The organism is Magnetospirillum fulvum (genome assembly GCF_900108475.1).
In the GTDB taxonomy this organism is placed as follows: domain Bacteria; phylum Pseudomonadota; class Alphaproteobacteria; order Rhodospirillales; family Magnetospirillaceae; genus Phaeospirillum; species Phaeospirillum fulvum_A.
On sequence record NZ_FNWO01000013.1, the window covers coordinates 82584 to 109229 of the forward strand.

Below are 26646 nucleotides of genomic sequence, written 5' to 3' on the forward strand. Positions count from 1 at the left end.
ACCCCCGGACTTGATCCGGGGGGCGATTGATTGCCGGGTCAAGCCCGGCAAAGACGAAGGAAATTGACTGGCTCGACTGAACGACCCTGCGCCCTAATCTATTGAAATAAAAAGAAAATGGTGGTTTGGAGGCTGGCCTCCACATGGGTCCGGGCGAGAACCCGGCCGCGCTAACGGAGGTTCCCCCCCTCTCTCCCCGATCAGCCCTGGGACTCGCCCTTCTTGCGGCGATAGGTCACCAGTTCGTGGACAACACCGTGCAGAGTCTGGATTTCCTGCCCGGTCAGGTTGGCACGCTGGAAGATATTGCGGATGTTGCGGATCATTCCCGGACGCTTGTCCGCCACCCGCAGAAAGCCGCATTCGTCCAACTCGCGTTCGAGATGGCCGAAAAAGGTCAGCAGCTTTTCCTTCGCGGCGGGGCCGCAATCGTCGGCCCCCTTGGTCATCGCCGGAAGGGTGGTGGGCGCGGCGCACTGATACCATTCATAGGAAATCAGCAGCACCGCCTGAGCGAGATTGAGCGAGCAATAATCCGGGTTCAACGGCACCGTCATCACCGTGTCGGCAATGGTGACGTCGTCGTTTTCCAGCCCGGTGCGCTCGGGACCGAACAGCACCCCGCAGGCCCCGCCCTCGGCGATCACGCTCCGCATCGCCACCGCCGCCTCGCGCGGGGTATCGACCGGCTTGACCATGTAGCGGTCGCGGCCGGTGGTGGCCCACACCCGATTGAGATCGGCCACCGCCGACGCGGTGTCGTCGAAGACACGGGCCGCCATCAGCACCCGGTCCGCCCCCGACGCGGCGGCGACGGCGCGGTCGGACAGCCATTCCTCACGCGGGCCGACCAGACGCAGATCGGTCAGCCCGCAATTCAGCATCGCGCGGGCCGTGGTGCCGATATTCTCGGACAATTGCGGCCGCACCAGGATGATCGCCGGACCCTGGCTCACGATTGCGTCCCCAGACGGAACAGCATGAAGGTGATGCTGTCCTGCAACGCCTCCAGCGAGGCTTCGAGCACGTTGCTGTGGACGCCGACCGTGGTCCAGCGATTGCCGCGCCCATCCTCGCTTTCGATGGTGACGCGGGTCTTCGCCGAGGTGCCGACCGTCGATTCGGTGATCCGCACCCGGTAATCCTTCAGCTCCAGCGCGGTCAGTTCGGGATAGACCCCGACCAGCACCTTGCGCAGCGCGACGTCGAAGGCATGGACCGGGCCGGTGCCCTCGCCGACTTCCATATAATCGTTGCCATCGACCTCGACCTTGACGGTCGCTTCGGACAGGGTGATCCAGTCGCCACGCGCGTTGCGGCGACGCTCGTCGATGACGCGGTAGCGCTCCAGGGTGAAATAGTCCGGCACCTCGCCCAGCGCCCGACGCACCAGCAATTCAAAGCTGGCGGCGGCCTGATCGTAGGTATAGCCCTCGCCTTCCAGCTTCTTGACCAGATCGACCAGATCGGTGACCGAATGCGGGTCGAAGCCGACCTGCATCTGCCCGACCACGCGGACCAGCGCCTCGCGCTTGACCGCGTCGAGATCGACCCCGATCTCGTTCATCCGCGCCACGATGTTCGAGCGTCCGGCCTGATCGGACACGACGAAATGGCGGACATTGCCGACCAGAGCCGGGTCGATATGTTCGTAACAGCGCGGATCGCGCGCCACCGCCGAAACGTGCAGCCCGCCTTTGTGGGCGAAGGCCGATGCGCCGACATAGGGCTGGCCGCGCTGCGGCACCCGGTCGAGCACGTCGTCGAGCGCCCGCGACACCGTCTTCAACGACGCCAGATCCTCCAGCGAAACGCCGGTGGTAAAGCCCATCTTCAGCATCAGCGCCGGGATCACCGACACCAGATTGGCGTTGCCGCAGCGTTCGCCCAGGCCGTTCAGGGTGCCCTGGACCTGACGCGCTCCGGCGGCGACGGCGGCCAGACTGTTGGCCACCGCCGTCTCGGAATCGTTATGACAGTGGATGCCGATATGGCTGCCGGGGATCCCGGCGGCGATCACCTCGCCGACGATGCGGCTGACCTCGTGCGGCAGGGTGCCGCCGTTGGTGTCGCACAGCACCACCCAGCGCGCCCCCGCCTGATAGGCGGCGCGAACCGCCGACAGGGCATAGTCGGGATTGGCCTTGTAGCCGTCGAAGAAATGCTCGGCATCGAACAGGGCCTCATCGACTTTTGCTGCGGCATGGGCGATCGAATCCGCGATCATCCGCAGATTCTCGTCCAGTTCGATCCCAAGCGCGACCGTGACCTGGAAGTCCCAGCTTTTGCCGACCAGGGTCACCACGCGGGCCGGGGTGACCAGCAGCGCGCCCAAGCCCGGATCGTTGTCGGCCGAGCGCCCGGCCCGCCGCGTCATCCCAAAGGCGGCCAGACGCGACCGGTTTAGCTCGGGCGGATTGGCGAAAAAGGCATCGTCGGTCGCATTGGCCTTGGGCCAGCCGCCTTCAATATAATCAATGCCGATTCGGTCAAGCTCACGAGCAATCCGCGCCTTGTCGGTGGCGGAGAAGTCAACGCCCTGGGTCTGCGCGCCGTCGCGCAGGGTGGTGTCGTAGACATATACTCTTGAGCTATTTTCCATTGTCTTTCATCTCGCTAGACGCACCAACGCGCACTGGCACGGATTGTTCACAGACGTTTCCCGCCGAAATCGACCGCCTTGCCCCACTCTGTACGAATCGGACGCGGTCACCCCAAAGCGGAACAGTAACATATAGATCGGCCCGCCCCCCGCCAACAGAAACGCTTATGCCGACGCGGTCGAAAGGGAGAGGCCGGAGTGGCGGCGGGCCAAGGCTTGCCCGCCCGCAACGCCAGGATAGAGGCCCGCGCCGCCGCCCGGCACAATCTCCGACTGCACAAAGATTCTCTCTGTGCACGAGTGTCGTAAATATGTGACTCCGTTACCGGGTGAATCCTTGCTATGATATGCACCATTAAGAATTTCTTACTTTAGAGAAATATCCGTTAAGCTGTGTTCCGTAAGATTTGAATTAGTTTCAACGCTAATTTTCCGGAAGGCTGATCTTGACACCTCTGCTGCGCACCGCCGGTCTGGCTTTCCTGGACGGACTGATCCGCCCCTCCCTCCTGGCCGTTTCGATCGCGGCCGTGTTGTGCCTGGGCACCATCGGGCTGGCCGCCCTGCTGATCGACGCCACCGCGATGTCGGGCAAAGATTCGGCGCTGTTCGCGCTCGATCCGCTCGACGATTACGCCTTTGCCACCAGCGACGCGCTGCGTCTGCTCCACGTCCCGCCCCAGGGCCGCCATGTCGCCCTGATCGGCACCGCCGCGATGCGCGAGGCGCTGACCGTTGGCGACGACATCGCGGTACGGCTGTCCCATCGGCTCGACCAGACGGTCCCGGTGATCGATTTCATGAGCGGCGGCCAGTCGGGAATCGAGATGGCGGCGCTGGCCGACAGTCTGGGCGACGATTTCGAAGGCGTGCTGGTGCTGGGGATCAGCTTCAGCCGGTTGGCCGCCGACAATGCGGAACTGGCGTCCCTGGTGCGCGAACCCCGTCTTGCCTTTGCCTCCGCAGCGGGCGATGCCGAGATCCGCGCCGCCGGGTTCACCCCGCCGCCCCGTAGCGGGTTGTACCTGCTCGACCATTACAAATTCTTCGTCGCCCGCTATCGCGCCATCGTCTGGCACCTGCTGACCGGCACCCGGCCGGTCCATCAGGGCCGGACCTATCTCGGCCGCGCTCCGGCCAGCCCGGCGCAATGGGCGGCCGATGCCGCGATCCTCTCCGCCCGGCTATCCCATTACCAGGACCGGGCCGACAGCAATCTGGGCGCGCTCGACCGGCTGATTCGCCGCTTTCCAGACCGCGCCAAGGTGCGGATCGTCCTGCTTGAAATCCCACTCAATCCGCTGGCGCGAGACACGGTGATCGGCCCCGCTTTCGTCGAAGCGCACCGGGCGCGGATGGAAGATTTCGCCCGGCGCAACGGCGTCTTTTACTGGGATCTCAACCAGACCGCCGGTCTTGTGCCCGAGGATTTTCAGGATTGGGCGCATGTCAACAGCATCGGCGGCCGCGACCGCTGGACCGCCGATCTGATCGACCGCCTGGGCCTGCTGCTCTCCCCCCCGTCGAGGATGCCGTGATGGAACGAACGCTGCGACGCGCCGGACAGATCGTCCAGGGTCTTGGGCTTGGTGTTCTGCTGTTTTCCGCCATCGTGACGATGGTGCAGATCGAAAGCGGAGCCAGGGTCTTCCGTTACCAGGGATTCTGACATGGTCCAGTCCGCCGTCTATTGGGTGATTCTGTTCGTCGCCGTGGCCGGGCATTGGGCGTTGCCCCCCGCCCGCCGCCCGATCTGGCTGACGCTGGTATCGGTGGCCTATCTGACCTCGCTCGACGCGGCGGGGGTGGCTCCTCTGCTGGGTTGGGTCGGGGCGATCTGGCTGTTGCGGCCCCGGATCGCCGCCAGCGGCGCCTTCGGCCGCTGGCTGGTCGTCGCCCTCATCGTCTCGGTGATCGCGCAACTGGCCTATTTCAAATATCTGCCGCCGCTATGGTCGCTGTTCGAGGACGGCCCCGCCCGCGCCGTGATCGTGCCGCTGGGGATCAGCTTCATCACCTTCCGCCTGATCCATTACGTGCTGGAGGTGCGGCGCGGCACCCTGCCCGACCATGGAATGTGGGATTATCTGTGCTGGGCCAGCCTGTTCACGATCTGGACGGCGGGACCGATCGAGCGGCTCGACCACTTCCTCGCCAACCGAGAAGAGAAACCCAGCCGCGCGATGGTCGCCGAGGGGCTGACCCGGATCATCCTCGGCCTTGCCAAGAAGTTCGTGCTGGGGATGCAGGTGGTGCCGCTGCTGTTTGGCGACGTCTCGAGCGGCGCAGGCTTCCTGGCCGGTCTGACCGACCTATCGACCCTTGAAGCCTGGCGCTTCCTGATCTTGTCCTTCTTCCTGTTCTACCTTGATTTCAGTGCCTATTCCGACATCGCGATCGGGTCGAGCCGCCTGTTCGGGCTGCGGATCATGGAGAATTTCGACTGGCCGATCCTCGCCTCCAATCCGGCGGTCTATTGGAAGCGCTGGCACATGACCCTGTCGGGCTGGTGCCAGTCCTATGTCTACATGCCGGTGATCAGCCTGACCCGTAATCCGTATCTGGCGATCTTCGCGTCCTTCACCTGCATCGGATTGTGGCATTCCGGCAGTTGGACCTGGCTGGCCTGGGGGCTATACCACGCGGCAATCGTCACCTTCTATCAGGTCTGGGTGCGCTACCGGCGCAAGCGGCGCTGGACCGTGTTCGAAGCGGCGTGGTTGCGCTATCCCGGCATCGCGCTGACCCTTTGCTACACCTCGGCGGCACAGGGCTTCACCCTGATCCAGGGATTGGGGCAGCCGTTCGACGGGCTGCGCATCCTGGCCAAACTGGTCTTCATCACGATCTAGCAGGGAGTGCGGCGGATGATCCTTTTCACGGTGCCCGATCTGCTCGACCACGCCCGCCACCACTGGCCGGAGCGTCCGTTCATCCTCTCCAACGACGACACCGTCACCTTTGGCGCGCTGGCCGAGCGGGTCGAGAGCTTTGCCGGTTGGCTGTACCGCCAGGGCATCCGTCCGGGCGACCGCGTCGGGGTGCATCTGCAAAAATCGCCCGAAGAAATCGTCGCGATGCTGGCGGCGGCCCGCATCGGGGCGGTGTGGGTCAATCTCAGCGTCCATTGGAGCCCGCATCAGGTGCGCGATCAGGCCCGCGATTGCGGGATGCGGCTGCTGGTGACCGGGCCGCGCCGGGCGGGCGAATTATTGCGCGAGGAATGGCCCGAGACGCTGGAGCGGCTGGTGGTGTTTGGCGACGACACCGTCGTCGAGGGCGACGATTCTCGCTGGATTGGCTGGGACGAGGCGATCGACACCCTGCCGCCCCAGGCGCGGGCACCGATCGAAACCGATCTGGCCGCGATCTGCTACACCTCGGGCTCGACCGGACGGCCGAAGGGGGTGATGCTCAGTCACCGCAATTTCGTCGCCGCCACCGAGATCGTCGCCGAATATCTCGGCAACAGCGCCGACGACCGCCTGCTATCGGTGCTGCCGTGCTGCTTCAATTACGGGCTGCTGCAAGTGTTGAGCATGCTGCTGGTCGGCGGCTCGATCGTGTTGCAGCGGGTGACGATGGCGGCCGAACTGGCCGGGGCGCTCCACCGTCACCAGATCACCGGCGTCGCGGCGGTTCCCTCGATCTGGACACCGCTGGTCGCCTACCTCGCCGAAACCGGCGGCAGCTTCCCCCATCTGCGCTATCTGACCAATGCCGGGGGCAAGTGCCCCGACGCCGTGCTGGCCCGCCTGCCCGAGGTCTTTCCCACCACCCGGATCTATCTGATGTACGGGATGACCGAGACGATCCGCGCCACCTATCTCCCCCCCGACCTGTTCCAGACCAAGCGGGGCGCGATGGGCAGCCCCACCCGCAACACCGAAATCTTCATCGTCGATGCCGAGGGACGGCCCTGCCCCCCAGGGGTGGCGGGCGAACTGGTTCAGCGCGGACCGACGGTGGCGCTGGGCTATTGGGGACGGCCCGAGGCGACCTTGGAGAAATTCCGCCCCTGCCCCGGCCTGGGCCCGGTCGGCAACGACCGCTTCTGCTGGAGCGGCGACATCGTCCGCGAGGACGAGGACGGCATCTTGTGGTTCGTCGGGCGCCAGGATTTCATGATCAAATCGAACGGAGTCCGCATCAGCCCGACCGAGATCGAGGAAGCGATCCACCATTTCCCCGGCGTGGTCCATGCCGTCGCCTTCGGCGCGCCCGATCTTCACGCCGGACAGGCGATCGAGGTCGCGGTCCAGGCGGGCGAGGACGGGATCGATCTCGGGGCCTTGCGCCGGTTTTGCCGCACCGCTCTTCCCGGCTACCTGCTGCCGCGCCGTCTCCATCTGTGGCTGGGACGGATGCCGACCACCGGCAACGGCAAGATCGACACCCGCGCCGTGATCGACACCCTGCTACGGGCCGCCGAAGAGGAACGCCGCACCCTCCCCCCCACCGAAACAGGAGACCTCTCATGAGCACCGACCGCGACGCGATCGCCACCTTCCTCGAAAGCGAACTGGCTCTGGCCCCCGGATCCTATCGCGACGACGACCTGCTGTTCTCGACCGGACGGCTGGATTCCTTCGGCCTCGTCACCCTGCTCGCCTTTGTCGAGGAAAGGCTGGGGCGGCGGCTCCGCACCGCCGAAACCACGCTCGGCAATTTCGACAGCATCGAGCGCCTGTCGGCCTTCATCGCCGCCAACCGCTAGAGCGCATTCCACTCAAACGAAGTCAGAGTGGAATGCGCGACAAGCCCGAGCGGCGCTTGAGCCACGCCAGCCCCGGAGGGGCTGCGGCCTTAGGCAAAATCCTAGAGCCGATTCCATTTGAATGGAATCGGCTCTAGGCGGGCGAGGAAAAATGGCCTACCGCGCCAAAGCGAGCAGTGCATCGAGGTCGAGATTGGCCTCGCAATGATCGGCCAGCGCATCAAGGGCGGCTTCGATCCGGGCCTCGAAATCCAGACCGGCCGCCTGGGCGCCGACCCGGCCCAGCCAATGACCGCGGAAGGGATCCGAGCCGAACAGCCCATGGACATACGAGCCCATCACCCGCCCGTCGGCCGATACCGCGCCTTCGGGGCGGGGACCGTCGCCGTGATCGAGGCGAAGCCAGGGACGATCGAGACCGGCCCCGCTGGTGACACCCATATGCATTTCATAGCCGGTGACGCGACAGCCGCTGACCGCGTCGGTGGCGTCGAGATCGACCAGACGCTTCGACCCGCCGATCACCGTCTCGATATCGAGCAGGCCCAGACCGGGCGTCTCGCCCGGCGCGCCTTCGATGCCCTCGGGATCGCGCACCATCGTTCCCAGCATCTGGAACCCGGCGCACAGACCGACGACGCGGCCGCCATGACGGACATGGGCCAGGATGTCGATGTCCCAGCCATTGCGGCGCAGCACGGCGAGATCGGTCCGGGTTGCCTTTGACCCCGGCAGTACCACCACGTCGGTATCGGCGGGAATCGGGTGGCCGGGATGGACCCAGACCACGCTGACGCCGGGTTCGGCGGCCAGCGGATCGAGATCGTCGAAATTGGCGATCCGCGACAGATGCGGCACCGCGATCTTCAGCCCCTTGCCCCCGGCCTCGGCCGGACGCTCCAGCGCCAGGGAATCCTCGGCGGGCAGACGGTCGGCCTTGTCGAACCAGCGCAGCACGCCCAGCATCGGCCAGCCGGTGCGCTCGGTCATGATCTTGCAGGCCGGTTCGAACAGCGAGAAATCGCCGCGGAATTTGTTGATGAGATAGCCAACGACGCGGGCGCGGTCCCCCTCGTTCAACAGATCATAGGAGCCGACGATCGCCGCCATCAGCCCGCCCCGGTCGATGTCGCTGAGGATCACCACCGGCAGATCGGCGGCTTCGGCAAAGCGCATGTTGGTGATGTCGGAGTCGCGCAGATAGATTTCGGCCCCGCTCCCCGCCCCTTCGACCAGGACCAGATCGGCCTCGGCGGCCAAGCGGTTGAAGCTGTCGAGTACCGCCGGAATCAGTTGATGGCGCATCTTGTGATAGAACCGCGCCGGACAATTGCCCAGCACCCGGCCGCGCAACACCACCTGCGAGCCGATATCGGTCTGCGGCTTCAACAGCACCGGGTTCATGTGGATCGAGGGAGCCGCCTTGCAGGCGCGGGCCTGCACCGCCTGGGCGCGGCCGATTTCCCCCTTGGGCGCGGTTCCATCGGGACCGGGCGGAAAATCGCTGTCGCTGGCGACGGCGGCATTGTTGCTCATGTTCTGCGCCTTGAACGGGCGCACCACCAGACCGCGACGGGTAAAGGCCCGGCATAATCCGGCCACCACCATGCTTTTGCCGACGTCGGACGCGGTTCCCTGGATCATCAGGGCGCGGGCGCGGCGCGGCAGGTCCGGCGGCGCGGCGGTATATTCGACGGGGGCAAGAATCGGATCGGGGGACTCGGTCACGGTCGGGGTCTCCGCTGGCGGTCTCGTGAATATGGGGACGAAGGGCGGAAAAGCGAAACCCCGCCGCCCCCCGGAATGACCGGAGTTCGGCGGGGTCTCTTTTCCTTAAACCACCCAGTTAGATCTTGGCGACCTGGGTAGCGTCTTCCATCTGCTGCTTGCCGCCGCCACAGGCCATCATCGCCGCAGCTTCGGGCGAGTCGACATCGACGTGGCCAACCGGACGGTTGAACTCGTCATGCTCGTCCATCTGCTCGGTGCTGCCGCCGCAGGCCCGGGCCGCCAAAGCGGCGTCGAACAGATCCTGCTTGTTCTTCGGCATGCTCTTCCACTCGGCCGACGCTTCCATCGCGTCCTCGCCGCGCTTGCGCGAGGCGTCGAAGTGGAAATCGACGTTCTTCTTCGATTGCGGGCCCCAATAGCCCGCCTTGCCGAGATCGTAGAACTTACGCTCGAACGCGCTCTTCAAGAACGCCTTGAGGCAGCCCCACAGGTAACGGCGGCGGACGGGATCGCCCTTGGCGAAGGGATAGCTGAAGAACGACTTGTACATGTAGAAGCGACGATAATTCGCCATCACGCGGTCAAGCAACTCGGCGCGGGTCATCGCGGCGGGCTTCATGATCGGGGTGACGAAATTGTACTTCTCGAAGTCGAACACTTCGACCTGATCGCCCATTTCGCGATAGAGGTCCGAGAACGGCCACGGCGTGAACATCGACCAGTTGGCCATGTCCGGCTGCCAGTCCATCGCCATGCGATAGGTCTCTTCCAGCGTCTCGGGGGTCTCGTTGTCGAGGCCGACGATGAACTGGGCCTCGGCGACGATGCCGTTTTCACGCAGAAGCTGGATCGCGCGCTTGTTCTCGGCGACCGTGGTTTCCTTGTTGAACAGATCGAGGTTGAGCTGGGCCGCCGCCTCGGTGCCGAGCGAGATGTGGATCAGACCGGCCTTGCGATACATCGGCAGCAGGTCTTCGTCGCGCAAGATGTCGGTGACGCGGGTATTGATACCCCACAACACCGGCAGGTTGCGGGCGATCATTTCCTCACAGAACTCGACGAACTTCTTCTTGTTGATGGTCGGCTCTTCGTCGGCGAGGATGAAGAAGCCCACCTTGTGCTCGCGCACCAGCACTTCGATCTCGTCGACGACCTTCTTCGGATCGCGGACGCGGTAATCGCGCCAGAACTTCCACTGCGAGCAGAACGAACAGGTGAACGGGCAGCCACGCGCCATGTTCGGGCTGGCGACGCGAGTGCCGAGCGGGATGTAATTGTACTTGTCCCAGTCGAGAATGCTCCAATCGGCGACGATCGAATCGACGTCCTTGATCGGCGGCTCGGCCGGGGTGGCAATGACCTTGGTGTCTTGAATGAAGGCGATGCCGTTGATCTGGCCGCGCGAATCCGGCCAACGGCCCTGATCGATGGCGCGCACCAGATTGAGGAACACCGCCTCGCCTTCGCCGCGGATGATCGCGTCGATCCAGGGCGCCTCGAACAGGATCTGCTGGTACATGAAGGTGCTGTGAATACCACCCAGAACGGTGACGACGTTCGGGTTGATTTCCTTGGCGACTTCCAGAACCCGCTCGGCCTTGTAGATCGAGGGCGTGATCGCGGTGCAGCCGACGACGTCGGGCTTCAAAGCGGTCAACTGGGCACGGAGCTGCTTCTCGCTCAGATCGTCGGTCATCGCGTCGATGAAGCGGATGTCGCTGTACCCGTTGGCCTTCAGATAGCCAGCCAGGTAGGCGACCCAAGCCGGCGACCACTTGCCGGCGATTTCGGCTCCACCAGAATGGTAGTTGGGATGGACCAGTACGATCCGCATTGACAACCTCCGTGGGACAGTGCCGTCGCCCCCCTCGGCGAGGGCTGCTTACAAGGCGGGAGACAATCCCACCTTGGGTGGTGCGTACTGTGTCAGGACGTCTTCTGTCAATATCAAACTACCCCGGACGCTGGCGGGACGCGCTCGCGGCAAACCCGCAGAAAATGGAGGGAAACCGCACAGTTTGGGCTGGACTTTTTCGACTTCCTCGTTCCAGAGTTCGCCGACCATGAGCGATCTGATCTTTCTCACCGGCCCGGTCCGCAGCGGCAAGAGCGCCCGCGCCGTCGATATCGCCCGACGCTGGGGCGGGTCCGTCGCCTTTATCGCCTGCTACGCGAGCGATCCCGGCGATTCCGAAATGGCGGCCCGTGTCGCCCGTCACCGCGCCGAACGCCCGGCCGGATGGCTGACCCTGGAAGCCCCCACCGACGTTCCGGCGGCGCTGGCGGCTTTGCCGTCTCCGCCGGCCGGCGTGCTGCTCGACAGCGTGGTGACCTGGGCCGCCGCCCGCTTCGACCGCGACGACGAGGCGAATTTGGCCGAGTGGGACCGCCTGCTCGATGCCGCCCGAGCCGCGCCGTGGCCGACCCTGATCGTCGCCGACGAGATCGGCTGGAGCCCCGTGCCGATGGATGCCGACCTGCGCCGCTTTCGCGATCTGTGCGGCTGGCTGGGCCAACGCACCGGAGCCGCCGCCACCGAGGCCTGGCTGATGGTCGCCGGTCTGCCGCTCAGATTGAAATGAGCGCCGCCCTCGCCCGCGAAGGGCGCGCCCTGCTCGCCGCCCTGCTCTACTTCACCCGCCTCCCCCTGCCGTCCCGCACCCCGCTCGATGCCGACGATTGGCGGCGCGCCACCGGCTGGTGGCCGTTGATCGGGGCGGGATTGGGCGCGATCGTCGGAGGCGTGCTGATCCTGGCCGGATCGGTCCTGTCTCCCGCCATCGCCGCCGGTCTGGCCTTGGGGCTGGGCTTGCTGCTGACCGGTGCGCAGCACGAGGACGGGTTCGCCGATTCCTGCGACGGCTTCGGCGGCGGCGGTCCCGACCGGGCGCGGGTGCTCGACATCATGAAGGATTCCCGCGTCGGCGCCTTCGCCGTGGTCGGGCTGATCGTGCTGATCGGCCTCAAATGGTTGGCCCTGGCCGACCTGCCCCCCGCCTGGCTGCTGATCGCCCCGATTGTCGCCGCCGCTTTGTCGCGCGCCGCCGCCGCCGCGCTGATGGCGGTACTGCCTTATGCCCGCACCGAGCCCAGCCGCGCCGCCCCGGTCACCAGCCGCCTGCGCGGCGGACGGCTGGCCCTGCCGCTGCTGCTGGGCGTCCTCCCCCTGCTGGCCCTGCCCGCTCTCCACGCCCTCGCCTGCCTTGCCGTCGCCGCCTTGGTGTGGGGACTTGCCGCGGCATGGCTGTCGCGCCGTCTGGGCGGCTATACCGGCGATTGCCTGGGGGCCACCCAGCAGATCGCCGAAATCGCCGTGCTGCTGATCCTGCTGGGGCTGCGATGATTCTGGTCCGCCACACCACCCCGGCCGGAGCCGATGGAATCTGCTATGGGCGGCTTGACCTTGCCCTCGCCGACAGTTTCGAGACCGAGGCGGCCGCCGTCCGCGCCGCCCTGCCGCCCGGCCCGTGGCGGCTGATCTCCAGCCCGGCGACCCGCTGCCGCCTGCTGGCCGAGCGGCTGGGCCAGCCGGTGACGCTGGACCCGCGACTGGCCGAGATGGATTTTGGCGCGTGGGAGGGACTGCGCTGGGACGATATCCCGCGCGGCATTCTCGACCCCTGGTGCGCCGATTTCGTCACCGCCCGCCCGCCCGGTGGCGAGACCTTCACCGAACTGGCCGCCCGCGCCCGCGCCGTCGCCGCCGAGATCGCCGTCCGCCCCGACGCGGCCCAAACGGTGGCGGTGACCCATTCCGGCGTTATCCGCGCCCTGGTAACCGCAGCCCGGGGGCTGCCGCTGGCCGACGCCTTCACCTTGTCGGTTCCGTTCGGCAGCGTCCACATCCTATAAGCCCTTGGCTTTCGCTCGCATGGGCTCGTGGGTGCGGGGCGCTCCGGTCCATTTCGCCCCGCCCTCTTGCGAAATCGGGAGGGCGTCACCACCCTGTTGAGGGCGACATGGCGTTGTTTCGCCGGACGGTCCCTGCTATACCAAGCCTCGATTGATCGACGGAGAGGTTGACCGATCCCTTCCCCGTCGCCACGCGCCAAGGGCGCACCTACACCCGGATACCTTTCATGGCCAGACGCAGACAGATTTACGAGGGCAAGGCCAAGGTCCTGTTCGAAGGACCCGAGCCTGGAACCCTGGTTCAGTACTTCAAGGACGATGCCACCGCTTTCAATAACCAGAAGCGGGGAACCATCACCGGCAAGGGCGTTCTGAACAACCGCATTTCCGAGTATCTGATGCTGCGCCTGGGCGAGATCGGGGTTCCCACCCACTTCGTCCGCCGCCTCAACATGCGCGAGCAATTGGTCCGCGAAGTCGAGATTATCCCGCTTGAAGTGGTGATCCGCAACGTCGCCGCCGGGTCGCTGGCGACCCGCTTCGGCCTGACCGAAGGCACGCCGCTGCCGCGCTCGATCGTCGAGTATTATTTCAAGTCCGACGCGCTGGGCGACCCGATGGTGTCGGAAGAGCACATCACCGCGTTCGGCTGGGCCAACACCCAGGATCTCGACGAAATCATGTCGCTGGCGCTGCGGATCAACGACTTCCTGTCGGGTCTGCTGCTGGGCGTCGGCATCCGGCTGGTCGATTTCAAGATCGAGTTCGGCCGCCTCTATAACGGCGACGACATGCAGATCGTCCTGGCCGACGAGATCAGCCCGGATTCCTGCCGCCTGTGGGACATCCACACCGGCGACAAGATGGACAAGGACCGCTTCCGCCGCGATCTCGGCGGAGTCGAGGAAGCCTATCAGGAAGTGGCCCGCCGTCTTGGCATCCTGCCCGAAGGCGGCCCCCGCGACCTCAAAGGCCCCCAGACCATGCAGTGACCGGAGCCGAGCGGGGCGCGTCGAGACCTTTGAGTCCCGGCGCCCCGCCCTCCTTCCCTCCCTGTTCCTTGCAAGCGGATGATCCCGACGTGAAAGCCAAAGTCCTCGTTACCCTCAAGACCGGCGTCCTCGATCCCCAGGGCAAGGCGGTGCAGCATGCCCTGTCCTCGCTCGGCTTTGCCGGCGTCGATGACGTCCGCCAGGGCAAGCTGATCGAACTCGACCTGGCCGAAACCGACCCGGCCAAAGCCCGCGATTCGGTCGAGGCGATGTGCCGCGCCCTGCTCGCCAACACCGTCATCGAGAATTATTCCATCGATCTGGTGGACTAAGCCTTATGGCGCAGAAAGCGCTTTCGCTGCTGTGCCTGCTGCTGCTCCCCACCGCCGCCTTGGCGGCGGAGCAGCGTCCGGCACCGCCGCCCTCCAACGTCGAGAAACTGGTTGACGATGTCGTCGATGGCGTCGGCGATTTTCTCGACGTGCTGGGCGGGCCGCCGCTTTCCAGCCCAGACTCCTTTCTCAATCTGCCGCCACCGCCGCCGCCGGAACCGCCGCAGCGGCCGGTCGATGCGCCCTCTGAACCGCCGCCCCCGCCGCCGGTAGCTCCGCCGCCCGAGTCCGCTCCGGTCCAGGCCCAGCCCCCCGCCGCCCCGGTCCAGACCGCACCGGCTCCGGTAAGTCCCCCGCCTGCGGCCAACCCGCGACCGGCTCAGACCCCGCCGCCGATACCGGTGGCACGGCCGACTCCGCCCCCGCTCCCTGCGCCGCCGCTTCCGCCGCCGCCCGCGCCCGGTCGCACGCAGCCCCAGCCGCTTGTCCCCGTCCCCACTCCACCCGCTCTGATACAGCCCATTCCGGCTCCAGTGCCGCCGCCGCACCAAATGCCGCCCGACAGCCCGGCCCCTTCGGTCGCGCCACCGCCGGTCGCGCCGCCGCCGGTCGTGGCTCCGCCGTCGCCGCCGGTTGCCGCTTCACCCGCCGCGCCGACGCCCGGATGCACCGGCCGCGCCGCCGCGACCGCGACGATCGAGCAGATGCACCGCCTATCGCGCTGCCGATAGCGGCTTCAATCTTTATCCGGAAATGATGGGGGGCATCCCCCGGTCGTCGGTGTGGGGCGATGCCCCACACCTGCCGTGATCGGCTAAGACGACATCTCGCCGATATAGATGCCGAGACCGCGCGCGGTCTGGGCCAAAGTGCCGAACGGATCGACCGCGCGGGTGATGTTGGCGACATCGGTAATCGGCACATCGACCACCTGTCCATGCTGCCACGCCACCACCCGTCCCAGCCGCCCCGCCGAGATCAGATCGACGGCATGAACCCCGAACGCCGAGGCGATGACGCGGTCGCGCATCGACGGCACGCCGCCCCGCTGGACATGGCCCAGCACGGTGACGCGGGTTTCGGCATCGACCAGATCGGTCAAGCGCGCCGCCAGATATTGACCGATGCCGCCATAGCGGGCCTCGCCGCCGCTTTGGATCGTGGTGATCGAACTGCCGGTCTCGGTTCGGCAGCCCTCGGCCACCACCATCAAAGCATGGTTGCGCCCCTCGGCCCGAACGTCGGCGATCTTGTTGGCGATCCCCTCCAGCGTATAGGGCAGCTCGGGGATCAGGATCACGTCCGCCCCCCCGGCGACACCGGCATTGATGGCGATATGGCCGACATCGCGTCCCATCACTTCCAGGATCATCACCCGGTGATGGCTGGCGGCGGTGGGAGCCAGACGGTCGATCGCCTCGCCCGCGACATCAAGCGCGGTGGAAAAGCCGATCGCGTAATCGGTCTGGGCGACGTCGTTGTCGATCGTCTTGGGAATGCCCACCATCGGGATGCCGCCCTGGCGGCACAATTGATTGAGGATACGCATCGAACCGTCGCCGCCGATCACCACCAGCGCCTCGATCCCCAGTTCGCGATAGCCTTCGACGAACTCCGACGAGCGGTCGCGGAAGGTTCCGTCGGGCATCGGATAGTGAAACGGGTCGCCCTTGTTGATCGTCCCCAGGATCGTCCCCCCCAGTCGCAGCATATCGCCGGTGACCAAGGACAGATCGAACTCGACGAAGTCCAGCGGGCGCTCCATCAGGCCCATGCTGCCGTCGCGGATGCCAAAGACCCGCCAGCCGTAATTCCGGATCGCACGATGAACCACTGCCCGCAACGCCGCGTTGAGGCCCGCGCAATCACCTCCGCTGGTCAGGATGCCAATTCGTTTGGTCGCCATTCCGCTCGCTCCCTAAAGGCTTGACCTTACCCATACCGTTTCCAACCAAGTTCTGCTACCGTCTAGGCTGGTTTTAACGGTGTCATCCTGTCATGAACGACGACATTCTCGAAGACGTGCGGCGACGGCTTGCCGAATTAAAATCCGAACACCGACGTTTCGACGATCTTATCGCCCAGGCGGTCGAAGAATCGCCCTTCGATCAGTTACGTCTCCAGCGTCTGAAGAAACGCAAACTGGCGTTGAAGGATGAGATCGCCGGACTGGAAAATGCCCTGATCCCGGACATCATTGCCTGACATGAGCCACCGCACCGTCCATCTTGGCCTCGGAACCAATCTGGGGGACCGGGTCGCCAATCTTCAGTCCGCGCTGACGGCGCTGGCCGATCTCATTACGATCGGCGACCGATCCTCGGTGTGGGAAACCGCGCCGATCCATGTGCTGGACCAGCCAGCCTTTCTCAACATGGCGGTGGCGGGCACGAGTTCGGCCGAACCGCTTGAGCTGCTGGCCGGGATCAAGGCGCTTGAGACCCGACTGGGGCGGGTCGCCTCGGTCCGCTTCGGGCCGCGTCTGATCGACATCGACATCCTGACTTTGGGCGACGAAACCCTCGACAGCGACATCCTCACCCTTCCCCACCCCCGCCTGGGGGAGCGCCGCTTCGTGCTCGCCCCGCTGGCCGAGATCGCCCCCGAGTTGATCATCTCCGGCCACAGCGTCGCGGCACTGCTGGCTCGCCTGCCCGCCGGAGGAGACGACGCGGTTCGGCGGGTGGGAACGCTGGATTCGCTTGCGCCGAACTTGGCCGCCGCGTTATGACCTCGCGTCCCGGCCATCCCGGCCGCGGAGAGGACCGGCCTAACGTGACCTTCCAGTGCAGCCCTGTTGAGTCCCATCCCGCCACCAGCCCGGCGCGATGCCTGTACCGTATTCTGGTGCGCGATCTGATGCTGAAATGTTCGATCGGCATCTATGAGCACGAGCGACTGGCCCCCCAGCGCGTGCGGATCAATGTCGATATGAGCGTGCTGGAACAGGCCGCCGGACCGGCCAACGACGACATCGCCAACGTCTTGTCCTACGAGGACGTGATCGAAGGCATCCGCCGTCTGCTGGCCGAGGGGCATATCAATCTGGTCGAGACGCTGGCGGAGAAGATCGCCAGCCTGTGCCTTGAGGACGAGCGGGTCGAGATGGCCCGCGTCCGGGTCGAGAAACCCGACGTCTATGCCGAGGCGGCCTCGGTCGGGATCGAGATCGAACGCCACCGCGTTCGCTGATCGTTCCACCCGCCCCGCCTCTCTTCTGGACAGAGGGGTGGCGGGCCACGTACCCTCGTAACCGACACCCTGTTGGCGACGAAGGGATACGTCCGCGATGAGCCTGCCTGTTTCCGAACGCGAGCCCCGCCGCTGGAGCCGGCAATCCTGCGGCTCCGCAGGACTCATGATCTCGGCGGCGGGCGAGGTTCCGGTGACGATGCTCGACGCCTCGCGGGGCGGCTTCAAGCTGCGCTTCGAGCCCAGCCCCCTCGCCCTTGAGATGCTGTCACCGCTGCCGCGAGACGTCCAAGTCATTACCGCAATCCAGCGGGTTTATCCCGCGAGCGGACTGTGGATCAAGGACGGACTGGCGGGCTTTCGCTTTTACCAGCACCAATCACTCGACGACATCGCGATCTTGATGACCGCGCCGTTCCGGCTGCAACCACTCGACATGCCTGTCTGACGTTCGCCGGTTCCATCTGAGTGGAACCGGGTACTCTAACGGACCATGAGCGACAGCCGCCCCTCTCCGGACGGGCGGCCCTTGTCCCTCCCTGTCTGGGGAGGTGTGACGCCGCATTTGCAGTTTCATCCGTATCGATCACGATCCAATTTATAGATTTTCTTTATATAATTCATTGATCTAGCCATTCAGTTTTGAATGCTTGTAATGAGCATAAAGGCCGTCTATACTCCCTCTCGTCAAACAGGAGTGGCCCGGCGGGTTTACCCGCCAGAGGTCGCCAAGAGCTGGGGGGCTCCATTCCCCGTCTCGCTGCACCACACCGGTCTCCCCCGCCCTGAGGGGAGAGAAGCCAAGAGGAAGTCCAATGTCTCTGATCAATACGGAAATAAAGCCTTTCCACGCCAAGGCGCTCAAGAACGGCCAGTTCGTCGATGTCAGCGACGCCGACCTGCGCAACAAATGGTCGGTTGTGTTCTTCTATCCGGCCGATTTCACTTTCGTCTGCCCAACCGAGCTTGAAGACCTTGCCGAAAATTATGCCGAGTTCCAGTCGCTTGGCGTCGAGATCTACAGCGTCTCGACCGACACTCATTTTTGCCACAAGGCGTGGCACGACAGCTCGCCCGCCATCAAGAAGATCCAGTACACGATGGTCGGCGACCCGACCGGAACCATCAGCCGCAATTTCGATGTGATGATCGAGGAAGCGGGCCTTGCCGATCGCGGAACCTTCGTCGTCGATCCCCAGGGCAAGATCCAGATCGTCGAGATCACCGCCGGTGGTGTCGGGCGCGACGCCAAGGAACTGCTGCGTAAGGTGAAGGCGGCCCAGTACGTCGCGTCCCACCCCGGCGAGGTTTGCCCGGCCAAGTGGAAAGACGGGGACAAGACCCTGGCTCCCTCGCTCGATCTGGTCGGCAAGATCTGAGCCTGTCATGGGCAGAACCCGGCACTGGCCGGGTTCTGCCACCGGTTGATTCTGAAACCGGACCATCAACAGCGTGGGGGACGTTTCGATGTTAGACGACGGTATCCGGCAGCAGCTTAAATTGTATTTCGACAAGATCGTTCATCCCGTCGCCCTGGTGGCGTCGCTGGGGGACGACCCCGCCTCGCAGGAGATGCGCGCGTTTCTTGACGAAATTGCCGCGCTGACGGACAAGATCACCCTGGTCCATGGCGACGACCGCCGCACCCCCTCCTTCGCGATCGCACGCCACGGCTCGGAACCGCGCGTCCGTTTCGCCGGGGTGCCCACGGGACACGAATTCAACTCGCTGATCCTGGCCCTGCTCCATGTCGGGGGCCATCCCCCCCGCGAGACCCCCGAGGTGATCGAGCAGATCATGGCCCTGGATGGCCCCCTGGTCTTCGAGACCTATTATTCCCTGTCCTGCCAGAATTGCCCGGACGTGGTTCAGGCGCTGACTCTGATGGCGGCGTTGAACCCGCGCATCACCCATGTCGCCATCGACGGCGCCGGGTTCCAAAGCGAGGTCGAGGCACGCCAGGTGATGGCGGTTCCGGCGGTGTTCCTGAACGGCGAGCCGTTTGCCCAGGGTCGCCTCGGGCTGGAGCAGATTCTGGCCAAGCTCGACACCGGGGCCGAGGCCCGCGCCGCCCAGGCGATCGCCGACAAGGCACCGTTCGATGTGCTGGTGGTCGGCGGCGGCCCGGCGGGCTCGGCATCCGCCATCTATGCCGCCCGCAAGGGCATCCGCACCGGTATCGTCGCCGAACGGTTCGGCGGCCAAGTGCTGGACACCCTGGCGATCGAGAATTTCATCTCGGTCTCCCACACCGAAGGGCCGAAGCTGGCCGCCGCGCTGGAATCGCACGTCGATGGCTATGGCGTCGATGTGATGAAGGCGCAACGGGTCGAAGCGTTGGTGCCCGCCGCCGAGCCCGGCGGACTGATCGAATTGCGGCTGGCGGGCGGGGCCTCGCTGCTGGCCCGTTCGGTGATCTTATCGACGGGGGCGCGCTGGCGGACCATGTCCGTCCCCGGCGAGGATGCCTATCGCAACAAGGGGGTCGCTTTTTGCCCGCATTGCGACGGGCCGCTGTTCAAGGGCAAGCGGGTCGCGGTGATCGGCGGCGGGAATTCCGGCGTCGAAGCGGCGATCGACCTGGCCGGGATCGTCGCCCATGTCACCTTGTTCGAGTTCGACCCCAAGCTGCGCGCCGACGGCGTGTTGCAGGCCAAGCTGCAAAGCCTGCCCAACGTCGATGTCGTTGTTTCGGCCCAGACCACCGAAGTCCACGGCGACGGCAGCCGGGTGACCGGCTTGTCCTATCTGGATCGCACGACGGGGCAGACCCGCCGCGTCGAGCTTGACGGAATCTTCGTCCAGATCGGCCTCGTTCCCAACACGGAATGGCTGAAGGGAACGCTGGCGCTGTCGCCGCGCGGCGAGATCGAGGTGGATGCCAAGGGGCAGACCTCGCTCCCCGGCGTGTTCGCCGCAGGCGACGCCACCACGGTTCCCTACAAACAGATCATCATCGCGATGGGCGAAGGGGCCAAGGCGGCGCTGTCCGCCTTCGACTACCTGATCCGTGTTCCCGCCGCCCAGGACGTGGCGGCATGACGGCAGATAATCGCACCGACGGCAAAAGCCGGTTCGGCGCGAAAAAAGGCGGGCGCTTCACCTGAAGAGATAAAGGAGATGACGATGAGCGGAGGAAAATGCCCGGTCATGCACGGTTCGATCACCAAGGTTGGATCGTCGAACCTGGATTGGTGGCCGAACGCCTTAAATCTCGACATCCTTCATCAGCACGACAGCAAGACCAACCCGATGGACCCGGGGTTCGATTACCGTCAGGAGGTCCGCAGCCTCGACGTCGCGGCGCTGAAGGCCGACCTGCGCGCCTTGATGACCGACAGCCAGAGCTGGTGGCCGGCCGATTGGGGCCATTATGGCGGCCTGATGATCCGCATGGCGTGGCATGCCGCCGGATCGTACCGAACCGCGGACGGGCGCGGCGGGGCCGGGACCGGCAACCAGCGGTTCGCGCCGTTGAATTCCTGGCCCGATAACGTCAACCTCGACAAAGCGCGCCGTCTGCTGTGGCCGGTCAAAAGGAAGTACGGCAACAAGATCAGTTGGGCCGACCTGATCGTGTTGGCCGGGACCATGGCCTACGAATCAATGGGCCTCACATCCTATGGATTCTCGTTTGGCCGCGAGGACATCTGGCACCCGGAAAAAGACGTCTATTGGGGCTCGGAAAAGGAATGGCTGGGGGCCGGCCGCTATGAGGGCGAAGCGCGCGAGGCGCTGGAAAACCCCCTGGCCGCCGTGCAGATGGGGCTGATCTACGTCAATCCCGAAGGAGTGGGCGGCGTGCCCGACCCGCTTCGGACCGCGCAGGACATCCGCGTCACCTTCGCCCGAATGGGAATGAACGACGAGGAAACCGTGGCGCTGACCGCGGGCGGCCATACCGTCGGCAAGTGTCATGGCAACGGCGACGCCAGCCTGCTTGGCCCCGCCCCGGAAGGCGCTCCCGTCGAGGATCAGGGACTCGGCTGGCTTAACAAGACCGGGCGCGGCATCGGCCGCGACGCCGTGACCAGCGGGATCGAGGGAGCCTGGACCACCTACCCGACCCGGTGGGACAACGGCTATTTCCACATGCTGTTCAGCTACGATTGGGAGCTGAAAAAAAGCCCGGCCGGGGCCTGGCAGTGGGAACCGATCGGCATCCGCGAAGAAGACAAGCCGGTCGATGTCGAGAACCCCTCGCTCCGCACCACCCCGATCATGACCGATGCCGACATGGCGATGGCCAAAGACCCGGCCTATCGCGCCATCGCCGAGAGATACCACCACGACCCCGCCACGTTCTCGGCAGTGTTCGCCCGCGCCTGGTTCAAGCTGACCCACCGCGACATGGGGCCGAAGAGCCGCTATATCGGCCCCGACGTGCCGACGGAAGACCTGATCTGGCAGGACCCGGTGCCGCCCGGCCGCACCGACTATGACGTCGCCGCGGTAAAGGCCCGGATCGCCGCTTCGGGCCTGACGGTGGCCGAGATGGTCGCCACCGCCTGGGACAGCGCCCGCACCTACCGCGACTCGGACAAAAGGGGCGGTGCCAACGGCGCGCGCATCCGCCTTGCGCCGCAGAACGGGTGGGTCGGCAACGAACCGGCGCGCTTGGCCCGGGTTCTGTCGGTGCTGGAGCCGATCGCCGCCGAGACCGGGGCCAGCGTTGCCGACGTGATCGTCCTGGCCGGTAACGTGGCGATCGAGCAGGCGGCGAAGGCTGCCGGACAGGATGTCTCCGTGCCCTTCCTGCCCGGTCGCGGCGACGCCACCGTCGCGATGACCGACCCGGCCTCGTTCGCCGTGCTTGAACCGATCCATGACGGTTTCCGCAACTGGGCCAAGACGGATTATGCCGTCCAGGCAGAGGAACTTCTCCTCGACCGCGCCCAATTGATGGGCCTGACCGCGCCCGAGATGACGGTGCTGGTCGGCGGCCTGCGCGGGCTGGGCGCGAACCATGGCGATAGCGGGCATGGCGTGTTCACCGACCGGCTGGGCGCGCTCAGTACCGACTTCTTCGTCGTTCTGACCGACATGGCCTACCAATGGGTGCCGGTGGGCGGACATTACGAACTCCGCGACCGCACCACCGGAGCGGCGCGCTGGACGGCGACCCGCGTCGATCTCGTGTTCGGCTCGAACGCGATTCTGCGCGCCTACGCCGAACTCTATGCCCAGGACGACAACAGGGAGAAGTTCGTCCGCGACTTCGTCGCCGCCTGGACCAAGGTGATGAACGCCGACCGTTTCGACCGGGCCTGACCGGCCGGGGATCGTCCAGGCTGCCCCTCGGGGCGGTCTGGACCGTCTGCGTCCGCCTGTCATAAATGTTCTATTTCCGGACTTTCAGGCGATAGCCGATGCCGAGCTCGGCGACCAGAAATAGGCAGGACCGGCGACTTGCAACGCTAGACGTGCCCGGCCGAAACAATCATCACCACCAGGATCGACAAAGCGGGACGAAGGTCTTTCAACATGGAACGCTCCGATCAGGCCCGGCCAAGGGCGACGATGATCGGCACGTTGAAAATGATCTCCAACAATATCACGCCTTACGGGTTGGTCAGCTTCATTGCGTTGATCGAGCGGAGATCATGCGGGGACGCAGCGTAGGCGTCACGGAAGAGTCATTCATTTCATCTGGTCACTTGGGGCATCATAATTCGCCCTAAGGATTTAGCATTCCTGAATGGGTGATGTTTGACGACTGCTTTTGTTGATCTTCATGCTGAAAACGAGATCACGGGGTGAGATACGATGCGGTTCGCCTCGGACATGTCCTGTGCGCGGTCATGCTTCTGGCCATCGGCGGGTGGGCGACGGCAGTGAATGCGGGACAGGACGGGGAGGCTGTCGGAACGATTTATTTCGATATTCCCGAGCAGCCCCTGGCCTCTGCGCTCGACGCCTATAGTGGCGCGACAGGTTTGGATATTTTGTACGATAGCTCATTAACAAGCAATGGACGGTCCACGACTGTGAAGGGGGGCTATGTGGCAAATGAGGCGCTTTCCATCCTGCTCAAAGGGTCTGGCTTGATGGTGCGTTCAATTTCAGCAGGGGCTATCACCCTTGTTCCGCGACCGGGCAAACAGCGGGCAAAAGGGGCCGACCCTCACCCGGGACTGGACCGTCATCGGGCATATTTCACGATGATTCAAGCAAGTTTCGAGGCGGCGTTCTGCGAGAGAAGCGGCATGGATTTGGGACGCGTCATCTTGAGATTCAGAATCGGAACGACCGGCGCCATCGAGCATCCGGAAGTTCTGGGGTCTCACGAAGACCACCGCCGAAACCGGATGATCGCCGAGGCCCTCCAGCATGTGACCCTGGCGGAACCGCCTCCCCTCGACATGCCCCAGCCGATAACGATGCTCATCCGTCCTTCACGTGACGGGAGCGCGGGCAATTGTTCGATGTAGTCATGAAAGACCTGTGCCCGTTCGTGGACCCGGAGAGTGCGACGATGTCATGACCGAGATCACTTGGGATATGCTTCGCGCTCTGCTTGTCACCAAGTACGACGACTTTCGCAAACGATTGGCCCGACGCCTGGGATCGGACGATCTTGCCCGGGAATTGCTGCACGAGACTTATCTCAGCCTTGGGCGTACGGACAAGCCGGCATCTGTCCAGCAGCCAGAGCCCTATCTTTTCCGCATAGCGCTCAACATTGCGGCAGACCGGCACCGGGCAGAAAGCCGCAAGGCCACGGCGCAGGAAATCGAGGCGGCGCTGGAGCTTGTCGACGAAACGGTCCGGATCGAGGAAGTTGTCGAGGCCCGCCGCGATCTGGCCGCTCTCGAAGACGCGATCCAGGCGTTGCCGCCACGCCGCCGCACCATCTTTCTGGCGGCGAGGGTGCATGAGCAGCCGATCCAGGGCATTGCGGACTCGCTTGGGATATCACGGCGGTTGGTGGAACTGGAATTGAAAAGAGCGCTGGTATATTGCGCGGAACGGCTCGACCGGCCGTTGATTCAACGATTCGGTCCAATGGCATCTAAAACGTCTTATACAATAAGGGGCGGCGGTAAGGTCGAGGAGACACGTCATGATGCCGGTAAGAAGACGGTGCGATGATCTTTAGAAGCAAGACGCGGCAACGCCGGGACGAGGCGTCCCTGTGGGTAGTCCGCCTGATGCCGGGAAACGCGACCGTCGACGATCTGGAAGAATTCAAGCGGTGGTCTGCCCGCAGCCCATATCACGCGCAGGCGTTCCGCGAGGCGCGCCGTCTCTGGGAGGCGGCAAAAGTCGCCGGGCGTGAGGTCGAAGAACGGACGGCGACGCGGCTCTCATTCCCGCGCCCGGCCAACCGTGACCCGCGCGTGGGCCGACGTGCCTTTCTGGGGGGGATGGCAACGGCTGCCGCAGCGGCAGGCTATGGCTTGGTCCAGCCGCCGCTTGGCCTTTGGCCTTCCCTTTCGGACATGCTGGACGCGGATTATCGCACGAGCACGGGTGAACGGCGGCGTATCGATCTGGCAGGGAATGTTTCGATTGAAATGAATACCCAGACCAGTATCGCCATGCGTCCGGGTGACAGCGGCGCAGACCGGATCGAGCTGATGTCCGGAGAGGGGGTGGTCACGACGCAGGCGAAAGCCCTCGAGGTTATTTCCGGGGCAGGCAGGGTATGGGGCCGCGATGCGGCATTCAATGTCCGCCAGGATATGGGGATGAGCAAGATCACCTGTCTTCAGGGAACCATCCGGGTGGTGTGCGGCACAGTCGAAGCCTCGCTGGGGGCGCGGCAGCAGGTTTCCTATACAGCCCGGGGCATGGGGGCGGTCGTGTCCGTCGATCCGGCGGCACTGACGGCGTGGCGAACCGGCTTTTTGGTCTTTCACGACACCCCTCTGCGGGACGTTGTCGCCGAAACCAATCGTTATCGGCGCGGCAGGATCGTCCTTGCGAATGCGGAGCTCGGCGATCGTGTCGTCAATGCTCGCTTCCACCTCGACCGGATTGATGACGTCATCGAGAAGATGGCGAACGCCTTCGGGGCGACGGCGACGTCGCTGCCGGGGGGAGTCGTTATCCTGAGCTGATTTCGCCGCACGCGCTGGTCCGAACGAGCCGGTGCGTGCAGGCCTGCCTCCGGGCCAATCGCTTTCGTGAGCCACAGATTCTCGTGCCAAGGCGGTTCATTCGCGCCTTTGCGGTCCGATTTTGTCGGTCCGCAAGCCGGTGCGCATCCTGACGAATAAATTTCTCAATAATCTTTGCGGTCTCGCCGCACCAATGACGACTAACCAGATAAGGCAACCGTGTCGGAGCCGATTATCGAGTGGATGATCTGCGGCGCCGACCATGTTTCCGCTCGGTTAAGTTGTGGCGAGATTTCAAATATGGATTCACGGCTTCAGTGCTTTGGCGATCGAGACATGGACGAGCTTCGTCGGCATGTGAAACTGCGGCTGTGCGACTGCCTGCCTCTCCTTGATTCGGCGCGATGAGAGCCGCGCAGTCCCGGTAGTCAATCACCCCCAACCCGCATGTCATGGAATTCACTTCCGACTGCATGAATATTCATGCGGCGCGCACGTGATATTCATAACAATAGATCGTTATACAACATATCTTGTAATAGAAATGTATCTGTATCTGCCCGATACGATGATGCATTTTGTCGGCGTTGATTCGAGATAGGCACCACTAAACCTATTTTTGATTGCGACACACGCCATATTCCTGGGTTAGGTGTGCTGGGAAACAGGCGTGCAATGCAGGAATGTTGGGGGGATACGGTGAAGGTATTATCTGCAAACGGGCTGTCGTCGGCTGCCCTTGCTCTCATGGCGATCATGCCGGTGGCTTGGGCGGAAGAGAGGGTTCCCGCGGCGCAGCCGCAGGTGTCGGAATCCCCACCCTCTGCTCAGCGCGTCGAGATTCTGGAATACCGGATCGAGGGGGCGAATCTGCTCAGCCAGTCCGAGGTCGAGGCGGCGGTCTATCCGTTCCTTGGGCCGGACAAGAACCTGAAGGATGTCGAGGACGCCCGCGCGGCGCTGGAAAAGGCTTACACCGCCAAAGGCTTTCAGACCGTCGGGGTCGAGATTCCGCCGCAGCAGGTCAAGGGCGGAATCGTCACGCTGAAAGTGGTCGAGGGCAAGATCGGGCGATTGCGGGTCAAGGGCTCGCGCTATTTCGATTTGGACGAGATCAAGGACGCGGCCCCGTCGTTGAAGGAAGGAACGGTTCCGAATTTCGACG

Annotated in this window: 27 protein-coding genes; 22 read left to right on the top strand and 5 right to left on the bottom strand. The window is 64.6% G+C overall.

Features of this window, described 5'->3' with window-relative positions:
• Positions 1–200: 200 nt before the first annotated feature.
• Both BLW40_RS14510 and cimA read right to left on the bottom strand, forming a co-directional pair.
• Positions 201–956: an RNA methyltransferase gene (locus tag BLW40_RS14510; protein ID WP_074769820.1), complete on the bottom strand. Its 756-nt coding sequence runs from the start codon at positions 954–956 to the stop codon at positions 201–203.
• Positions 953–2602 carry a citramalate synthase gene (cimA, locus tag BLW40_RS14515; RefSeq protein WP_074769822.1) on the bottom strand — a complete coding sequence of 550 codons (1650 nt, stop codon included), beginning with the start codon at positions 2600–2602 and terminating at the stop codon, positions 953–955. The genes BLW40_RS14510 and cimA overlap by 4 nt, the downstream gene beginning before the upstream one ends.
• A 446-nt stretch (positions 2603–3048) precedes the next feature.
• Between cimA and BLW40_RS14520 the strand changes: the two genes are divergently transcribed.
• From BLW40_RS14520 to BLW40_RS14535, 5 genes are read left to right on the top strand one after another with little or no spacing between them, the layout of a single operon-like run.
• On the top strand, positions 3049–4140 hold the full coding sequence (locus BLW40_RS14520; RefSeq protein WP_074769824.1) for a hypothetical protein: 1092 nt from the start codon (positions 3049–3051) through the stop codon (positions 4138–4140).
• Positions 4140–4271, top strand: a complete 132-nt coding sequence (locus BLW40_RS18085) for a hypothetical protein (protein ID WP_280139922.1) — start codon at positions 4140–4142, stop codon at positions 4269–4271. Before BLW40_RS14520 ends, BLW40_RS18085 begins: the two co-directional genes overlap by 1 nt.
• A gap of 1 nt (position 4272) precedes the next feature.
• Entirely contained in the window at positions 4273–5454 is a 1182-nt protein-coding gene (locus BLW40_RS14525; protein ID WP_074769826.1) for an MBOAT family O-acyltransferase, read from the top strand.
• Between the two features lie 15 nt (positions 5455–5469).
• Positions 5470–7083, top strand: coding sequence for an AMP-binding protein (locus BLW40_RS14530; protein WP_074769828.1), 1614 nt, complete (start codon positions 5470–5472; stop codon positions 7081–7083).
• Positions 7080–7319: an acyl carrier protein gene (locus BLW40_RS14535; RefSeq protein WP_074769830.1), complete on the top strand. Its 240-nt coding sequence runs from the start codon at positions 7080–7082 to the stop codon at positions 7317–7319. Before BLW40_RS14530 ends, BLW40_RS14535 begins: the two co-directional genes overlap by 4 nt.
• A 156-nt stretch (positions 7320–7475) precedes the next feature.
• Here the strand turns inward: BLW40_RS14535 and BLW40_RS14540 are convergent, their stop codons facing one another.
• Together BLW40_RS14540 and bchE are read right to left on the bottom strand one after the other, a co-directional pair.
• The gene (locus tag BLW40_RS14540; RefSeq protein WP_074769832.1) at positions 7476–9047 is read right to left on the bottom strand and encodes a cobyric acid synthase; all 1572 of its coding nucleotides are present in this window, start codon (positions 9045–9047) and stop codon (positions 7476–7478) included.
• Positions 9048–9165: 118 nt separating this feature from the next.
• On the bottom strand, positions 9166–10884 hold the full coding sequence (gene bchE / locus BLW40_RS14545; protein WP_074769834.1) for a magnesium-protoporphyrin IX monomethyl ester anaerobic oxidative cyclase: 1719 nt from the start codon (positions 10882–10884) through the stop codon (positions 9166–9168).
• A gap of 229 nt (positions 10885–11113) precedes the next feature.
• On the opposite strand from bchE, the gene BLW40_RS14550 reads away from it, so the two are divergent.
• From BLW40_RS14550 to BLW40_RS17465, 6 genes are all read left to right on the top strand, one after another.
• Positions 11114–11632, top strand: coding sequence for a bifunctional adenosylcobinamide kinase/adenosylcobinamide-phosphate guanylyltransferase (locus tag BLW40_RS14550; protein ID WP_074769836.1), 519 nt, complete (start codon positions 11114–11116; stop codon positions 11630–11632).
• Complete coding sequence (gene cobS, locus BLW40_RS14555) at positions 11629–12393, top strand: adenosylcobinamide-GDP ribazoletransferase (RefSeq protein WP_074769838.1); 765 nt, start codon at positions 11629–11631, stop codon at positions 12391–12393. The genes BLW40_RS14550 and cobS overlap by 4 nt, the downstream gene beginning before the upstream one ends.
• Entirely contained in the window at positions 12390–12902 is a 513-nt protein-coding gene (gene cobC, locus BLW40_RS14560; RefSeq protein ID WP_074769840.1) for an alpha-ribazole phosphatase family protein, read from the top strand. The genes cobS and cobC overlap by 4 nt, the downstream gene beginning before the upstream one ends.
• Before the next feature lie 227 nt (positions 12903–13129).
• Entirely contained in the window at positions 13130–13894 is a 765-nt protein-coding gene (purC, locus tag BLW40_RS14565; RefSeq protein ID WP_074769842.1) for a phosphoribosylaminoimidazolesuccinocarboxamide synthase, read from the top strand.
• Positions 13895–13983: 89 nt separating this feature from the next.
• Positions 13984–14226 carry a phosphoribosylformylglycinamidine synthase subunit PurS gene (gene purS / locus BLW40_RS14570; protein WP_074769882.1) on the top strand — a complete coding sequence of 81 codons (243 nt, stop codon included), beginning with the start codon at positions 13984–13986 and terminating at the stop codon, positions 14224–14226.
• A gap of 5 nt (positions 14227–14231) precedes the next feature.
• The gene (locus BLW40_RS17465; RefSeq protein WP_139305613.1) at positions 14232–14957 is read left to right on the top strand and encodes a hypothetical protein; all 726 of its coding nucleotides are present in this window, start codon (positions 14232–14234) and stop codon (positions 14955–14957) included.
• An 83-nt stretch (positions 14958–15040) separates the two neighbouring features.
• On the opposite strand, the gene BLW40_RS14585 is transcribed toward BLW40_RS17465, so the two are convergent.
• The gene (locus tag BLW40_RS14585) at positions 15041–16132 is read right to left on the bottom strand and encodes an ATP-dependent 6-phosphofructokinase (protein WP_074769848.1); all 1092 of its coding nucleotides are present in this window, start codon (positions 16130–16132) and stop codon (positions 15041–15043) included.
• 92 nt (positions 16133–16224) lie between these two features.
• Between BLW40_RS14585 and BLW40_RS14590 the strand changes: the two genes are divergently transcribed.
• The 11 genes from BLW40_RS14590 to BLW40_RS14640 form a co-directional block, all read left to right on the top strand.
• Entirely contained in the window at positions 16225–16431 is a 207-nt protein-coding gene (locus BLW40_RS14590) for a YdcH family protein (protein WP_074769850.1), read from the top strand.
• Position 16432: 1 nt separating this feature from the next.
• Positions 16433–16957 (top strand): 2-amino-4-hydroxy-6-hydroxymethyldihydropteridine diphosphokinase, encoded by a 525-nt coding sequence (gene folK / locus BLW40_RS14595; protein ID WP_074769852.1) that lies wholly within the window; start codon positions 16433–16435, stop codon positions 16955–16957.
• Positions 16954–17418 (top strand): dihydroneopterin aldolase, encoded by a 465-nt coding sequence (folB, locus tag BLW40_RS14600; protein WP_074769854.1) that lies wholly within the window; start codon positions 16954–16956, stop codon positions 17416–17418. The genes folK and folB overlap by 4 nt, the downstream gene beginning before the upstream one ends.
• 97 nt (positions 17419–17515) lie before the next feature.
• Positions 17516–17866 carry a hypothetical protein gene (locus BLW40_RS14605; RefSeq protein ID WP_074769856.1) on the top strand — a complete coding sequence of 117 codons (351 nt, stop codon included), beginning with the start codon at positions 17516–17518 and terminating at the stop codon, positions 17864–17866.
• 367 nt (positions 17867–18233) lie between these two features.
• Positions 18234–18797, top strand: coding sequence for an alkyl hydroperoxide reductase subunit C (gene ahpC / locus BLW40_RS14610; protein ID WP_074769858.1), 564 nt, complete (start codon positions 18234–18236; stop codon positions 18795–18797).
• 88 nt (positions 18798–18885) lie between these two features.
• On the top strand, positions 18886–20460 hold the full coding sequence (gene ahpF, locus BLW40_RS14615; protein ID WP_074769860.1) for an alkyl hydroperoxide reductase subunit F: 1575 nt from the start codon (positions 18886–18888) through the stop codon (positions 20458–20460).
• A gap of 84 nt (positions 20461–20544) precedes the next feature.
• Complete coding sequence (katG, locus tag BLW40_RS14620; RefSeq protein WP_074769884.1) at positions 20545–22689, top strand: catalase/peroxidase HPI; 2145 nt, start codon at positions 20545–20547, stop codon at positions 22687–22689.
• 530 nt (positions 22690–23219) lie between these two features.
• Complete coding sequence (locus BLW40_RS14625) at positions 23220–23849, top strand: STN domain-containing protein (RefSeq protein ID WP_074769862.1); 630 nt, start codon at positions 23220–23222, stop codon at positions 23847–23849.
• A 49-nt stretch (positions 23850–23898) separates the two neighbouring features.
• A complete protein-coding gene (locus tag BLW40_RS14630) occupies positions 23899–24510 on the top strand; it encodes an RNA polymerase sigma factor (RefSeq protein WP_074769864.1) in 612 nt (203 codons plus the stop codon).
• Entirely contained in the window at positions 24507–25481 is a 975-nt protein-coding gene (locus BLW40_RS14635) for a FecR family protein (RefSeq protein WP_074769866.1), read from the top strand. The genes BLW40_RS14630 and BLW40_RS14635 overlap by 4 nt, the downstream gene beginning before the upstream one ends.
• A gap of 699 nt (positions 25482–26180) precedes the next feature.
• A partial coding sequence (locus tag BLW40_RS14640) for a ShlB/FhaC/HecB family hemolysin secretion/activation protein (protein ID WP_211656773.1) occupies positions 26181–26646 on the top strand: 466 nt, incomplete at its 3' end.

Bases quoted from the DNA above. Each gene is read 5' to 3' on its own strand.
- BLW40_RS14625 (WP_074769862.1), top strand. From the start codon at position 23,220: ATGCTTCTGGCCATCGGCGGGTGGGCGACGGCAGTGAATGCGGGACAG.
- BLW40_RS14550 (WP_074769836.1), top strand. From the start codon at position 11,114: ATGAGCGATCTGATCTTTCTCACCGGCCCGGTCCGCAGCGGCAAGAGC.
- BLW40_RS14525 (WP_074769826.1), top strand. From the start codon at position 4,273: ATGGTCCAGTCCGCCGTCTATTGGGTGATTCTGTTCGTCGCCGTGGCC.
- cimA (WP_074769822.1), bottom strand. From the start codon at position 2,602: ATGGAAAATAGCTCAAGAGTATATGTCTACGACACCACCCTGCGCGAC.
- BLW40_RS14605 (WP_074769856.1), top strand. From the start codon at position 17,516: ATGAGCCTGCCTGTTTCCGAACGCGAGCCCCGCCGCTGGAGCCGGCAA.
- bchE (WP_074769834.1), bottom strand. From the start codon at position 10,884: ATGCGGATCGTACTGGTCCATCCCAACTACCATTCTGGTGGAGCCGAA.
- purC (WP_074769842.1), top strand. From the start codon at position 13,130: ATGGCCAGACGCAGACAGATTTACGAGGGCAAGGCCAAGGTCCTGTTC.
- BLW40_RS14590 (WP_074769850.1), top strand. From the start codon at position 16,225: ATGAACGACGACATTCTCGAAGACGTGCGGCGACGGCTTGCCGAATTA.
- cobS (WP_074769838.1), top strand. From the start codon at position 11,629: ATGAGCGCCGCCCTCGCCCGCGAAGGGCGCGCCCTGCTCGCCGCCCTG.
- ahpF (WP_074769860.1), top strand. From the start codon at position 18,886: ATGTTAGACGACGGTATCCGGCAGCAGCTTAAATTGTATTTCGACAAG.
- BLW40_RS18085 (WP_280139922.1), top strand. From the start codon at position 4,140: ATGGAACGAACGCTGCGACGCGCCGGACAGATCGTCCAGGGTCTTGGG.
- folK (WP_074769852.1), top strand. From the start codon at position 16,433: ATGAGCCACCGCACCGTCCATCTTGGCCTCGGAACCAATCTGGGGGAC.
- ahpC (WP_074769858.1), top strand. From the start codon at position 18,234: ATGTCTCTGATCAATACGGAAATAAAGCCTTTCCACGCCAAGGCGCTC.
- cobC (WP_074769840.1), top strand. From the start codon at position 12,390: ATGATTCTGGTCCGCCACACCACCCCGGCCGGAGCCGATGGAATCTGC.
- folB (WP_074769854.1), top strand. From the start codon at position 16,954: ATGACCTCGCGTCCCGGCCATCCCGGCCGCGGAGAGGACCGGCCTAAC.
- katG (WP_074769884.1), top strand. From the start codon at position 20,545: ATGAGCGGAGGAAAATGCCCGGTCATGCACGGTTCGATCACCAAGGTT.
- BLW40_RS14530 (WP_074769828.1), top strand. From the start codon at position 5,470: ATGATCCTTTTCACGGTGCCCGATCTGCTCGACCACGCCCGCCACCAC.
- BLW40_RS14535 (WP_074769830.1), top strand. From the start codon at position 7,080: ATGAGCACCGACCGCGACGCGATCGCCACCTTCCTCGAAAGCGAACTG.
- BLW40_RS14635 (WP_074769866.1), top strand. From the start codon at position 24,507: ATGATCTTTAGAAGCAAGACGCGGCAACGCCGGGACGAGGCGTCCCTG.
- BLW40_RS17465 (WP_139305613.1), top strand. From the start codon at position 14,232: ATGGCGCAGAAAGCGCTTTCGCTGCTGTGCCTGCTGCTGCTCCCCACC.
- BLW40_RS14630 (WP_074769864.1), top strand. From the start codon at position 23,899: ATGACCGAGATCACTTGGGATATGCTTCGCGCTCTGCTTGTCACCAAG.
- BLW40_RS14585 (WP_074769848.1), bottom strand. From the start codon at position 16,132: ATGGCGACCAAACGAATTGGCATCCTGACCAGCGGAGGTGATTGCGCG.